This is a genomic window from Janthinobacterium sp. J1-1 (assembly GCF_030944405.1).
Lineage (GTDB): Bacteria > Pseudomonadota > Gammaproteobacteria > Burkholderiales > Burkholderiaceae_D > Janthinobacterium.
On the sequence record NZ_CP132339.1, the window covers coordinates 500,820 to 514,544 of the forward strand.

The window sequence follows — 13,725 nt, forward strand, 5'->3', positions numbered from 1 at the left end:
TTTGTTGATCGATATCAATTACTAGATATTTAGGACGAAATATGGGCAAGAAAGTAGTTTTGAAAACCGTGATGGCCGGCTTGCTCATTTCCGTCGTGCATGGGGCTGTCGCTGCGGATATTCGTGACCAGTTCAATGTGCAAACCTCAAAAGCTGAACTCGTGGTGCCCAATGCGCGCGCCCAGGATGTGGCAGCGCAAGTCAAGGATGCCTTGTCACAGTTCGCTATTCCTTCCTCATATAACGTGCACAGTCTTCCGGCGGCGTTGCCTGCTCGCCCGCTGGAACCTGCGCTTCAGGATTTCCTGGTCCAGGGGCAGCCTGTCAGTGAGTACCAGTGTCGCAACGGCTACGCGGAAGTCACCAAGACCCCAGCACCGATCAAAAATCCATTCATGTTTGCCGCTGAACGTGTGCAGGCGTGTCTGTACCCGTTCCAGGGTGGCGTGAAGATTTACCTGATCTTTGCTTCAGTCAAGAAGACTGAATCGCTGACAGCCGGATTATTCAATGGCATTACCAGCGCTATCCGAGGCAAGGACGAAGACTACAATGCCAAGCGCCTGAAAGAAGAAATTGCGGCCATACGCAAGAATTTGCCCCAGTTGCTGGTTGAGAAAATTGATGTTCCTGGCGCTACGCTTGAGGAACCGGATAAGGATACCGTGGCCAAGTTGATGCCGGCCAGGAGCGAGATAGGTGCCCAGCCATATGTGGCAGCATTGCCCGCTGCTTCGCCATCGGTATCGGGGACGGGCGGCGTGGCATCACAGGGCAACAGTAAAGTGGAAGCGCGCAAAAACCTTGCAGGAATGGGGTTGACGTACCACTCGACCGAACAGTTTTTCGCAGCAATTCGCCGTGACGATGAAGTGGCAGTTCAGCTCTTCCTGGCTGCTGGTTCCATGAAAATACTTACCAAAGACGCCGATGGCAAGACTCCGGAGCAAGCGGCGCTGGAATCGAGTGCATCGGCCGCTTGGGAAGCGATCAAGCAGTTTGCAGCTGCTAACCCTCAGGCAGCGGCCAAGGAACCGAACAATCCGGCCGCAGACCCTGCACAAGCGCTTGCCGCAGCCCGCGAGTCCTTGTCTCCGGAGGTGCTGGCGGGGATTGAGAGAATGATCAAAGAGCAGCGCCTGAGTGGAGCTGAGGCGGAAGCTTTCCGCACCAAGGCGACGCTCCAGCTTGCGATTCAATTCAAAGGCATACCTAAGTCGATGATGCAGTAGCAGAGCGGGGGGGGGCGGCTTTCCGAATGGATACCAGCGCATATGGCTCATCGTGAAACGGCGATGGCGCGGTTCAATTTTGGTTAGGCTTGCGGCGAATCCCGCAAGAAGCGGGCGGCGCTTTTTTGGCGCTTCCTTGCATATTTTTAACATGAGGAAAAAGCATGTTCGATTTTCTGAATGTCGTCTATTTGGCATCTATTCTGATTTCCAGTATTACGATGTATCCAGTCGGTGAAACCGCCGTGCCTGTTAGTCTGGATGGCGCAGTGGAAGTGCGTTTTGTGCGCGAATGGTGGCGTGACGATGGCGATGGCAAGTGTTTTTATACGGGCATGGTAGTTCCGTTCGAACGTACCTGGCCAGAAGAGATTGAACGCGGTGGCGAGAAAGTTGTCCTGCCTCCTGAGCCAGGCAAGATCGCCGGCTATGTCGCCCTTATTAACCGCAAGGAGTGCAAGGGGTTGGAGACCGAAGCAATCTTACGCGCAGGTCTCGTGCGATCACGAACACTTCTGTTCGGCAGCCGTGGTCCCCAGGTGGACAAGCACACCTTTTTCCCAGCTGGCGATATGCTGGAGACACCAGCGGAGAAGGTGCAGCCTTGGTTCCCGCAAGTTGTCGAGCGCATGGAGCGCCTGAGTGTGCAAGATAAAGTGGCCAAGGCATTTCTAGCTGCCAGCGCATCAGAACTGGTCACAGTTCTGCCTGGTCGTAACGGCAAGCCGCAAGCTGCGGCCTTCGTACCTGAAGGTCCTATCCCAGATGTGAGCGGCGATCAGCGAGAGAACTGATCTTGTCGCGGGGGGACGTCGGACAACATACTCTTAGTCCTGCTGCAAAGGGATTCGCGTAAGCTCCAACAGGTCAGCGTCCAGTTGAAAAATAGCAAGGCGCTCGCTCAGAATCCTGGCGTCGAGTTCACGGATTTGGCGCGGATATCCGCTCTCTGGCCCATGTGTCAAAGCCGCGTGCAGACGCTTGCCGATAGTCTTAGCGCCAGAGGCGGTAACTACAAACCACAGTTTGTCGATCAAGGGTGCTGGATGCTCAAAGATACTCCGTAAAAACCAGACAAGCTTCTGCATGTCTCGTGCTCCTCGCCAGCCGTTCTCTACCTCAACCCAGATTGGGCCGGCGAAACCGTGTAGCAGCAGGTCTGGAATCTTTTGAAGACTAATACCATCGTCGTCGCTGTAGCTGAAAGCCGACAGATTAGCCGGAGCGCTACCGGCCCGAATTTCTAACTCTGACCAGCCAATGTCCTCGTCAAGCCCTCGGGTCACAGCGGCATAAACGGAATTGCATGCAGTGCGGTGTTTGTGTGCGTGACGAAGCCAATCTCGTGCATGAGCACGTCCATGCGGCATCTCGACTAGCTCCGCGAGCGCTGCGACCCCGGCACGATTTAATGCCAGCATCATCTCACCTGCCACAGAGTCTCCATCGCGTTTTTTTACCAAATAGCCAAGTGCGAATAGGCTGCGAATTGTACGGCCGGCCATTTTTCGACCGCTCATGTCGCACGAGCCCAATACGGCCATTGCGATCTGCCGGGTGGTGGCGTACCCCACGTGAGCTAAGAATTTGAGCGTCTTTGCACGATACTCGCGCCCAATTTGTTGTTTGCTTTTCATTCGAGAGTTCCTTCATGTTGTTACCTTGTATAGCGGATTATTTGAAGGTGGCAGCGAGTATGTGTTTAGGCACACTTGATTCTTGCTTTCTGATCGTTCAGTGAGCTTTGTTTTGTTGTTTCCTCGGATAGCTCCGCTGGTGGAAACAACGCATGCTTTGGATTCGACGCGTACTTGCAAGCACACGGCCTTCGCCCTCTGGGCTGCGCGGAGTTGAGAACTCCTTGCGGGACAGCGTATTTGGCTTCACGGGCTGGACGCCCTACCAAATACTTCGGGCCAGTGCCCGATGTCCTGCGGCCCCGAGCTGCGCTCGGGCTACCCGCTTTCTGCGGCGCCCAAAGCTTACGCTGTGGGCGGTCCCGAGGGACTCGACCTTGTTCCTTCGGAATGCGGTCGCCCTTGAAACCAGGTAGCCCGACCGCTGTCGGGGCCGGGGGCTCTCGCCCCCCGGTGGACGGTCAGCGCTCGGGGCGCTTCAATTTGACCTGGACGGTCAATTGCCCTTCCACCGGCTCCCCCGATGGCACTGTCCCGCGTGGGCGCGGAACAGTCGCTCCGGCCGTGTGGCCTACGCGCCCCTTCGGGGGCGAAGCCTTCGCTGGCTTAGGGGCATCGTGTTTAGATTGTGGGTGGCATCTGTCCAAAAGCGTTCCGAGTACATTTTCTTCGTAAATGTACTCGGGATGAAGAAGCGCGCGCGAAGTAGCACTTATGATTGTTTGTCAAAAGGGCTTGCGGTATCGGCAGAATTCGATGGAGCAAAAGAACTCTGCAACTATTCGTTTTTTTCTATACTTGAAGGAGGGCATATGTTGCCGCAATTCTACGGCGGTGTGGGATTTGCGAAAAGGATATAGAAAAACATTCTCGCGGGGGGAGGGGGGCGCGCCCAATGCCTCTCCCCCCGCACCCCCTCCAAAAAAATACAAGAAACGCTTTCACTTGTAGCTCATTCCTATATGACGGACTTCGCTTTATTCTTCATTCTTGAACCAGACGTGAGCCAATTGAGGTTGGACGATTTTGGAAAATGGGCGCAGGTAGGAACTCCTGCCAAGCAGTCGCGTGTTAGACTCTCTTGCACTGTCTTGTACTGGAATTCAACTTAAAAGTTACTGCCCATATGTCGTCCTTGATTGAAAGCGTTATGACCGTCAAAGAAGTCGCCGATTACCTTCGGGTTAATCAACGCACCGTATATCGTCTTGCTGTCGAGCGCCGTCTACCTGGCTTCAAGGTCGGGGCGATCTGGCGGTTCAAACGAGATGACATTGATCATTGGATCGCGGAACAGTCAGTCGCAGGGCGTCAAGCCGCCGGAACCAATCCAAAGGGCGAGGGTGAAAATACGTGAAGCTGATTCAAAACAGCGGCTCAGACCGCGTCATTGATCTTATCCGCCCACATCTAAAGCAAGGACATCAATTCGGCTGCGTGACTCCTTCGTTCTCACTGTTCGCATTTGCAGAGCTGCAAGAGGCGCTTGCAAAGCTTGAGCGTGTGCAACTCATACTCCCCCCTGCCGATGATAAGCTTGACTTCCTTGGTTCTGAGGGTGATCGCGCTGCGCGTAATCGTCTGCAAGCCAGGTGGCTAGCTAATCAGTGTGCGAAATGGTTGGATGAAAAGGTCGAGCTACGCAGAGCGCTGGGACGCGTCCCGCAAGGCACGGCTGTTATGCGTGGTCCAAATGGCGTAGCCAATCAGGTAGTTTTAGGTTCGTTTGCATTTAGCACAGACGGTTTGGGCCTGACGCCTGGCAACCCTCTGAGCCTAATTCAAGCATCTGAGTCAACAGAGGAAGCCGCGCAACTCGCCCGCTGGTTGGAGCTGCAATGGGCAACCTTGCAGACGCAGCCCGATAGCCGTCCAGCGCTTATTAAAGCCTTACAGGGTATGGGCCAACACCATGCACCGTTCACGCTCTACACCTTGATCCTGAAACACATGTTCGGGGACAGGGGCGACGAGATGGATGAGGAGCGCATTGTTAAGTCGGCTACCGGTATTCGTAACACAGTCGTTTGGAACAAGCTCTTCAAGTTTCAGCGCGACGGTGTCGTAGGTGCTATCGACAAACTAGCTCGTTTCGGTGGTTGCATCATTGCTGACTCCGTGGGCCTGGGCAAAACCTTCGAGGCTTTAGCGGTCATCAAGTACCACGAGCTGCGTAATGACCGCGTGCTTGTACTGGCGCCCAAGCGCTTGCGCGACAACTGGACGCTTTATAAGGCCAACGACAAGCGCAACGTACTTGCGGCCGACCGTTTCAACTATGACGTCCTGAATCACACCGACCTGTCGCGGGATAGTGGCATTTCGGGTGACATCGACCTGGCCAATGTGAATTGGGGTAACTACGATCTAGTGGTCATTGATGAGAGTCACAACTTCCGCAACAAGGCGAGTAACAAAAGCAAAGAGACTCGCTACGACCGGCTCATGCGCAAAATCATTAAGGAGGGCGTCAAGACACGCGTGCTGATGTTGTCGGCCACTCCGGTGAACAACCGCCTAGCTGACCTGAAGAACCAAATCGCTTTCGTCACTGAAGGAGACGACACTGCGCTGGCAGAGCATGGAATAGGTAGCATTGAGGAAACTACGCGCAAGGCCCAAAGTCAGTTCAATCGTTGGCTGGAAATGGACGAGGCCGAGCGGACGCCTGGCCATCTGGTGGAAATGCTGGGCTTTGACTACTTTACGCTCTTGGATCACCTGACTATCGCGCGGTCGCGCCGGCACGTCGAAAAGTATTACGGTACGGCCGAGACTGGTAAGTTTCCAGGCCGTTTTCCTCCCATTAACATCAAGGCCGATGTGGACATAGCGGGCGAGTTTAGGGCCATCAAGGATATCAACCTAGAAATCCGCCGCCTGAACTTGGCGAGCTATGCTCCTCTACGTTACGTGCTCCCGCATAAGCAGGCCGCATATGATGCCAAGTACAGCACCGAAATTCGGGGTGGTGAGAGTTTTTTCCGTCAGGCTGACCGCGAAGAGAGCTTGATCCACTTATTGAGGGTCAACGTGCTCAAGCGAATGGAGAGTGCCGTGTCTTCGTTCGCGTTGACGATCCAGCGGCAGCTCAAGGACGTTGTAGCCGTTCTGAATCATATCGAAACCCATGACGAGAGCGTCGAGGAAATTGATATTGCTGGCGTAGACATTGACGATCCTGCGTTCGAGTCCCTGCTGGTTGGACGTAAAGTTAAGGTGCTGCTAACAGATGTGGACCTCATCCGCTGGAAACAAGACCTTATAGAGGACCGAAACCGCTTGGCTACCCTGTTGGCAGCGGCGCAGCAGGTAGATGCTTTGCGCGATGCCAAGCTGGCCAAGCTGCGCGCAATGATTGAGCAGAAGTGCCGTGAACCGATAAATGCAGGCAACCGCAAGATTATCGTATTCACCGCGTTCTCAGACACAGCCCAGTACCTCTATGCTAGCCTCGCGTCGTGGGCCAAGAGCACTTTGGGTATTGACGCTGGATTGATTACCGGTAGTGCTGGTATCCAGACCACCCTACCCGGTTTGCGTAAAAATATGAGCAGTGTCTTGTCGGCCTTCGCTCCACGTTCAAAGGAACGCCCGGCCGACCTGGTTGCGGAAGGCGAGATCGACTTGCTCATTGCTACCGACTGCATCTCTGAAGGTCAGAATTTGCAGGACTGCGATTGGCTTGTTAACTACGATATCCATTGGAACCCCGTTAGGATCATCCAGCGCTTCGGTCGTATCGACCGCATCGGTTCGCCTAACCAGAACATCCAGCTAGTTAACTTCTGGCCTAATATGGAACTGGAAGAGTACATCGGTCTGGAGCAGCGCGTTAGTGGGCGCATGGTGTTGCTAGATGTCTCAGCCACTGGTGAGGAAAACCTTATCGAGCAGCAGTCGGGCAACCCAATGAACGACCTAGAATACCGGCGCAAGCAGTTGCTCAAGCTTCAGGATACGGTCATTGATATGGAGGACCTGAGCAATGGCGTCTCCATCACTGACCTGACGCTGACCGACTTCCGCATCGACTTGGCGCAGTACCTGAAGGAACACCCAGGCCAGCTCGATACCCTGCCGTTGGGAACCTACGCAGTCACGACCAGCATTGACGCCGACATAGCTCCTGGCGTCATCTTTTGCTTACGGGCGGAAGGCGCCGTTGCGGCCAAGGGCCAGCACTCCGACTATCCACTCGCGCCGATCTACTTGGCCCATGTTGGCGATGATGGCGCTGTGCTGTTGCCGTACCCCCAGGCCAAGCGTATCTTGGACCGGCTCAAGCGCTTAGCCCTCGGGCGCGAGCTGCCCGACGATGGTGCTTGCGCTAAGTTCGATAAGGACACGCGTCAGGGCGAGGACATGCGCCACGCGCAGAAACTGCTCGCCGCCGCAGTGGTATCAGTGGTGGGCAAGAACGAAGAACGCGCCGTAGCAAGCCTGTTTTCGCCGGGTGGCACCCATGCTATGAAGGGTGAGTTTGCCGGCAGTAATGAGTTCGAGGTGCTCGCCTTCATGGTTGTGTTGCCGGGAGCCGCTGCGTGACGGAGCAGTCGCTGACCGGCATGTTGCTTTCTGCGCTGAGTCTTCCGACCAGTTGCCGCGTGGATCAGCGTGTTCCTAAAAAGATGCTGGTCGAAAACGGCGCACCGACCAGCGCAGACAAACACCTCATCAACGACACTGTCGAAGAAATTCAGTGGATTGCGGCCTTGAAGCCCAACACAGTGGGCGTGGCCGAATACCGGGACGATTGCCGCGATTATGCAGAGGTCGCAGTGTTGTGCATCACCGTGCGCAATGCCCCTCAGGGTGACGGCGTTGGCGTAGCCCGTGCAGGTCAACACACCCGACCAGTTAAAATTACACGCCTGGCTGAATTAGTACACCGTGCCGTGCCTTATCCATTGCTGCTTCTGCTTGCTGCGCCGCAGGGCGTGCACCTCTCCCTAGCACACAAACGCTGGGCACAGAATGAGGCTGGCAAGGTAGTGCTGGATGGCGAACCGGCGACGGTTGACATGGCACTTGACCTGACAGCCGATCATCCGTTCGTTCATGCGCTGGCCCTATCCCGGCAACCGCAAACCAGTTTGCTTGCCCTGTACCAAGGCTGGATGAACTGCCTGACTGCTTTGCAGGCGTCGCAATATACCGGCACCTTCAATGAATCCGAAACGCCGGACTTGGTTGCCGCACGCCGCCAGACCTTGCGCACCTGCCAACGTTTGGAGCAAGAAGCAAATCGCTTACGCGCGCTTGCGGCCAAGGAAAAACAGATGGCAAGGCAGGTGGACTTAAACCTCGCGCTTCAGCGCATCAGCACCGAGCTAGCATCGGCACGTAAACAACTTTGATTACCCTGCAAATGACGGAGATCCAGATGCAAAAAATAGAAGCAACCCAACCGGCTGCCAAGTCAGCTGACTTGGTGGCGGGCAACATCGAACAACTCAAGGCCCTGTTCCCCGAGCTAATCACCGAGGGAGCAGATGGTGTGGCTGTCAACGTGGATGTGCTTAAGGCTTTGGTGGGTGACCAGACAGCTACAGATGCCGAAGAGAAGTACGGCCTGAATTGGCACGGTAAACGCCGGGCGCGTCAACTGGCACTTACGCCCAGCAACGGCACGCTGCGCCCCCACCCAGAAGAAAGTGTTGAATGGGATAACACCCGAAATGTGATGATTGAGGGTGATAACCTAGAAGTGCTCAAGTTGCTGCAGAAGAGCTATGCGAACAAAGTTAAGCTAATCTACATCGATCCACCATATAACACTGGCAAGGACTTCGTCTACCCCGATAATTTTCATGACAATATTAAGAATTATTTGGAGCTGACTGGTCAGGCGGAAGGCGGAAAAAAAGTTAGCAGCAACACGGATGCAAGCGGTCGCTTTCACACCGATTGGCTAAGTATGATCTATCCGCGGCTGAAGCTCGCGCGGGGGTTGCTTAGGGATAACGGCGTGATATTCATCTCGGTCGACGAACGGGAATACTCCTCTCTTCGTCTAATTTGCTGCGACATATTTGGAGAGGAAAATATTGTTGGTACAATCGTTTGGAAAAATGCCACTGACAATAATCCAACAAACGTGGCCACCGAGCATGAGTACCTGCTGGTTGTGGCAAAGAAGAAAGACGAGATAGATTCCGAATGGAAATCCTCGATTTCTGACGTAAAGGATGTGCTAATCCAGATCGGCGAAACGCTATCAAAAAAGTACAAAGACCAGGCTCTTCGAGATGCGTACGATGAGTGGTTCCGCGAACACAAGGCGGAACTATGGCCACTTGATCGATACAAGTATATAGATGAAGGTGGCGTGTATACCGGAAGTCAAAGCGTCCATAACCCAGGAAGGGAAGGGTATCGTTACGATGTCATTCACCCCGGCACTAAACTTCCTTGTAAACAACCTTTGATGGGGTATCGTTTCCCGAAGAAAACGATGGATGAGCTGCTGGCTGCCCGCCGCATATTATTCGGAGAGGACCATTCTAAAATTATTGAACTAAAGGTATATGCATCGGAGTTTAAGGAAAAGCTCTCCAGCCTGTTGGAGTTGGACGGCAGGCTGGGTGCGTATGATCTCAAGGAAGACTTCCCCAAAGAAGGAAAGGTTTTTACCAACCCGAAGCCTGTTCGACTATATGAGGCATTTTTGCCATTTCTGTTGAAGGATTCTGGTGATCTCATTGTCGATTTTTTTGCTGGCTCTGGGGCGACGGCTAAAGCGGTATGGAAATTGAACGCCAAAGATTCTGTTCATCGTAAGTTTATTCTGGTCCAACTACCTGAACCGCTGAATGACTCAGATAAGGATCAGAAGGCAGCCGTTCAGCTCTGTGATGCTTTGGGCGCCCCAAGAAATCTTGCTGAAATAACTAAGGAACGCTTGCGTCGAGCCGGGAAGAACATCCAGCTCTCGGCCCCTTTGCTTATGCTCGATTTTGGCTTTCGAGTCTTTAAGCTCGACTATTCAAATATCAGAGCCTGGAATCCCGCGCCCGTCGATCTTGAGCGGTCGCTGTTCGACCATCAAGATAGCATCGTAGTTGGTCGATCTGAGGACGATGTCCTGTACGAGTTGTTAATTAAGCTGGGACTGGATCTTTGCGTGCCAATTACTCAGAGGGTGGTAGCGGGCAAGAAACTGCATTCAGTTGGCGGCGGCGTTCTCATCGCCTGCTTGTCTACGACAATTGCAGCCGGGGACATTGAGCCATTGGCCCAAGGCATTATTGATTTTCACAAAGAAGTCATGCCAGCTGGCGACACGACCTGCGTGTTCCGCGACAGTGCATTTGCCGATGACGTTGCCAAGACCAATCTTGCGGCGATCCTGGCGCAGAACGGTATCCAGACCGTTCGCAGTCTTTGAAGGGCCGCTAATGAAACTTCACTTTGAGGCGAACCTCGACTATCAGCTTCAGGCCATTGAGGCAGTCTGTGACCTATTTCGCGGTCAAGAGTCCTGCCGCACGGAATTTACAGTGACGATGAAGCTACCTGACCAGCAATTGACACTGGGCGTGGCCGATACCGATCTCGGCGTTGGCAACCGCCTGACGCTGCTGGACGACCAACTTCTTCAGAACCTGCGTGATGTCCAGTTGCGCGGGGGCCTTGCACCTTCCGGCGTACTGGCCTCGGGCGACTTCACCGTCGAAATGGAAACCGGCACCGGCAAGACCTATGTCTACTTACGCACGATTCTCGAGCTGAACAAGCGGTACGGCTTTACCAAGTTCGTCATCGTGGTGCCCTCGGTTGCTATCAAGGAAGGCGTCTACAAGTCGCTGCAGATCACGGAAGACCACTTCAAGGGAATTTATGCCGGCGTACCTGTGGACTTCTTCCTCTACGACTCCAGCAAGCTGGGTCAGGTGCGTAACTTCGCCACCAACTCCACGATTCAGGTGATGGTTGTTACGGTTGGTGCCATCAACAAAAAAGATGTGAACAATCTCTACAAGGACAGCGAGAAGACCGGCGACAGCAAGCCTATCGACCTCATCAGGGCTACGCGACCTATCGTTATCGTGGATGAGCCACAGAGTGTGGACGGTGGCTTAAATGGCGCTGGCAAGACTGCCCTGGACGCTATGAACCCCCTATGCACGCTACGCTATTCGGCTACCCACGCCAACAAGCACCACATGGTGTTCCGGCTCGATGCGCTAGACGCTTACGAGCGCAAGCTAGTCAAGCAGATCGAAGTGGCAGCGGCCACTATCGAGGGCGCGCACAATAAGGCCTTCGTACGGCTGGCTTCAGTCAACAACAAGAGCGGAAGCATCAGTGCAAAGGTCGAGCTGGATGTCAAGACCGCCACGGGCGTAAAGCGTCAGGAGATGACTGTCTGCGACGGCGATGATCTGCAGCAGACCGCCAAGCGAGACATCTACTCTGACTTCCGCGTAGGCGAAATTAGCACTGCCAAGGGCAAAGAGTTCCTGGAGCTGCGCTACCCCGGTGGCGAAGCCTTCCTCTCCGTGGGCCAGGCCTACGGCGATGTTGATGGCCTGGCGGTGCAGCGCGAGATGATTCGCCGCACCATCCGTGAACACCTTGAAAAAGAGAAGGTACTTCGACCTATGGGGATCAAAGTACTATCGTTGTTTTTTATCGACGCAGTGGGGCGATACCGCCAGTACGACGCTGATGGCAACCCAGTGAAAGGTGACTACGCTCACATCTTCGAGGAAGAGTACCGACGTGCTGCGAAGCTGCCTGCCTACCAGAGCATGTTCGCCGAAATCGACTTAGCCAGCGCCGCAGAAGAAGTGCACGATGGTTACTTCTCTAAGGATAAGAAAGGAGTTTGGTCGGACACCACCGAGAACAACGTCGGCAACCGCGAGAACGCTGAGCGAGCCTACACCCTCATCATGAAGGAGAAGGAAAAGCTGCTTGCCTTCGATACGCCGCTTAAATTTATCTTTTCGCATTCGGCATTGAAGGAGGGTTGGGACAACCCCAACGTCTTCCAGATTTGCACGCTGCGGGAAATGGGCACTGAGCGCGAGCGCCGGCAGACAATCGGCCGGGGTCTGCGGCTGTGCGTGAATCAATATGGCGAACGGGTGCGCGGTTTCGAGGTCAATCGGTTGACCGTCATCGCCACCGAGTCCTACGAGCAGTTCGCCGAGAACTTGCAAAAGGAGATCGAGGTCGACACGGGCATCCGGTTCGGCATTCTGGAACAGCACCAGTTCGCAGGCATCGCCATCAAGGGGGCCGATGGCACGCTCTCCCCGTTTGGTGTGGATCAGTCAAAAGCCTTATGGGAGCACTTGAAGGCGACGGGGTACGTCGATGCCAGAGGTAAGGTACAGCAATCGCTGAAGCTGGCCCTGAAGGACGGCACCTTGGTGTTGCCCGAAGCGGTTGAGGTGCAGCGCGGCCAGATCGCCGAAGTGCTGCGCAAGGTGTCGGGCCGGCTCGAAATTAAGAACGCCGATGAGCGCAAGGCTGCTCCGTTGCGCAAGGACAAAGACGGCAAGGCCGTCTATCTGTCGGATGATTTCAAGGCGCTGTGGAACCGCATCAAGCACCAGACCACCTACCGAGTTCAGTTTGACAATGCCAAGTTGCTGCAAGACTGCACCGCCGAGCTGAAGAAGGCCCCGGTCATAGCCAAGGCGCGGCTGCAGTGGCGCAAGGCCGACATTTCTATTGGCCAGGCGGGCGTACTGGCTACTGAGAAGGAAGGCGCCGCGACCGTGGTGCTAGAAGAGGGCGACATCGAGTTGCCAGATTTGCTGACTGATTTGCAGGATCGCACCCAGCTCACGCGTCGCAGCATCATTGCCATCCTGACCGGCAGTGGTCGGTTGGACGACTTTAAGCGCAACCCGCAGCAGTTCATCGAGCAGACGGCCGAGGTCATCAACCGTTGCAAGCGCCTCGCTCTGGTAGATGGCATCAAGTACCAGAAAATTGGAGACGAGCATTTCTATGCCCAGGAGCTGTTCGCTAAGGATGAGTTAACCGGCTATCTGCGTAACATGCTGCTGGATACCAAGCGGTCGATCTATGAGCACGTTATTTACGACTCGGATATCGAGCGCGACTTTGCCGATGCCCTGGAGAAGAACGATGGCGTAGTGCTATATGCGAAGCTGCCGAGCTGGTTCAAGGTGCCCACGCCACTAGGGCCTTACAACCCGGACTGGGCTATCTTGTTCGACCACGATGGCACGCAGCGTTTGTATTTCGTCGTCGAGACCAAGAGCAGCCTGTTCACCGACGACCTGCGCAGCAAGGAAGATGCCAAGATCGAATGCGGCAAGGCGCATTTCGCGGCGTTGGAGGGGGGCGCGAACCCAGCCCGCTACCTTGTGGCTACGTCTTTTAGCGATGTGCTCAAGACGATTGAGTGAGATTGGCATATTTTGCTAATGGATTGCTACGAGAGATACTTGTATTCTCGAGACGTCCTTAGCATGCTAGTCACTGCACGTTTTCCTGGGCATGCGACTGGATGACAGCGATGAGCTTGGGAAAAATCTTGGGGAAAATTATCCCCGATTTTCTTCCCAAACTTTCCTTCGCTTGCCTAATTCTGCAAGTGGGAATATGATGTAAATTCAAGGAGTTACAGTAAAATAAGCCAGTTTTCGTAGTCGTCTAACGAGCCTCCGAAGCCAAGGGTCGTGGGTTCGATCCCCGCCAGCCGCACCAAGTTTCCTTCCTGTTTTTTGCTTGAATGGCAGTTGTTGCGCCAGCCTCAGTGCGCCTAAAGCTGTGCTGGCTGCTTGTGCTTTTGCAATGTCGCGCAGCGCCTGGCTTGCGGCATTGCAGGCGAGCATATCCAAACCGGTATCGAAGCGCTGCAAAAAATG

The 13,725-nt window shown here is 54.5% G+C and carries 8 protein-coding genes; 7 read left to right on the plus strand and 1 reads right to left on the minus strand.

Annotated features, from left to right (window positions below):
* The first annotated feature begins 41 nt into the window (after positions 1-41).
* Both Q8L25_RS02235 and Q8L25_RS02240 read left to right on the plus strand, forming a co-directional pair.
* Entirely contained in the window at positions 42-1,232 is a 1,191-nt protein-coding gene (locus Q8L25_RS02235) for a hypothetical protein (protein ID WP_308923364.1), read from the plus strand.
* Positions 1,233-1,396: 164 nt separating this feature from the next.
* Entirely contained in the window at positions 1,397-2,026 is a 630-nt protein-coding gene (locus Q8L25_RS02240) for a hypothetical protein (RefSeq protein ID WP_308923365.1), read from the plus strand.
* Between the two features lie 33 nt (positions 2,027-2,059).
* Here the strand turns inward: Q8L25_RS02240 and Q8L25_RS02245 are convergent, their stop codons facing one another.
* On the minus strand, positions 2,060-2,869 hold the full coding sequence (locus Q8L25_RS02245; RefSeq protein ID WP_308923366.1) for a hypothetical protein: 810 nt from the start codon (positions 2,867-2,869) through the stop codon (positions 2,060-2,062).
* A gap of 1,150 nt (positions 2,870-4,019) precedes the next feature.
* Between Q8L25_RS02245 and Q8L25_RS02250 the strand changes: the two genes are divergently transcribed.
* Genes Q8L25_RS02250 through Q8L25_RS02270 form a run of 5 tightly spaced genes read left to right on the plus strand, consistent with a single transcriptional unit; the run spans position 4,020 to position 13,263 of the window.
* Positions 4,020-4,226 (plus strand): helix-turn-helix domain-containing protein, encoded by a 207-nt coding sequence (locus Q8L25_RS02250; RefSeq protein ID WP_308923367.1) that lies wholly within the window; start codon positions 4,020-4,022, stop codon positions 4,224-4,226.
* On the plus strand, positions 4,223-7,417 hold the full coding sequence (locus Q8L25_RS02255) for a helicase-related protein (protein WP_308923368.1): 3,195 nt from the start codon (positions 4,223-4,225) through the stop codon (positions 7,415-7,417). Before Q8L25_RS02250 ends, Q8L25_RS02255 begins: the two co-directional genes overlap by 4 nt.
* A complete protein-coding gene (locus Q8L25_RS02260) occupies positions 7,414-8,229 on the plus strand; it encodes a DUF4391 domain-containing protein (protein ID WP_308923369.1) in 816 nt (271 codons plus the stop codon). Before Q8L25_RS02255 ends, Q8L25_RS02260 begins: the two co-directional genes overlap by 4 nt.
* A 26-nt stretch (positions 8,230-8,255) precedes the next feature.
* A complete protein-coding gene (locus tag Q8L25_RS02265; RefSeq protein WP_308923370.1) occupies positions 8,256-10,259 on the plus strand; it encodes a site-specific DNA-methyltransferase in 2,004 nt (667 codons plus the stop codon).
* A gap of 10 nt (positions 10,260-10,269) precedes the next feature.
* Positions 10,270-13,263 (plus strand): DEAD/DEAH box helicase family protein, encoded by a 2,994-nt coding sequence (locus Q8L25_RS02270; protein WP_308923371.1) that lies wholly within the window; start codon positions 10,270-10,272, stop codon positions 13,261-13,263.
* Positions 13,264-13,725: the final 462 nt, after the last annotated feature.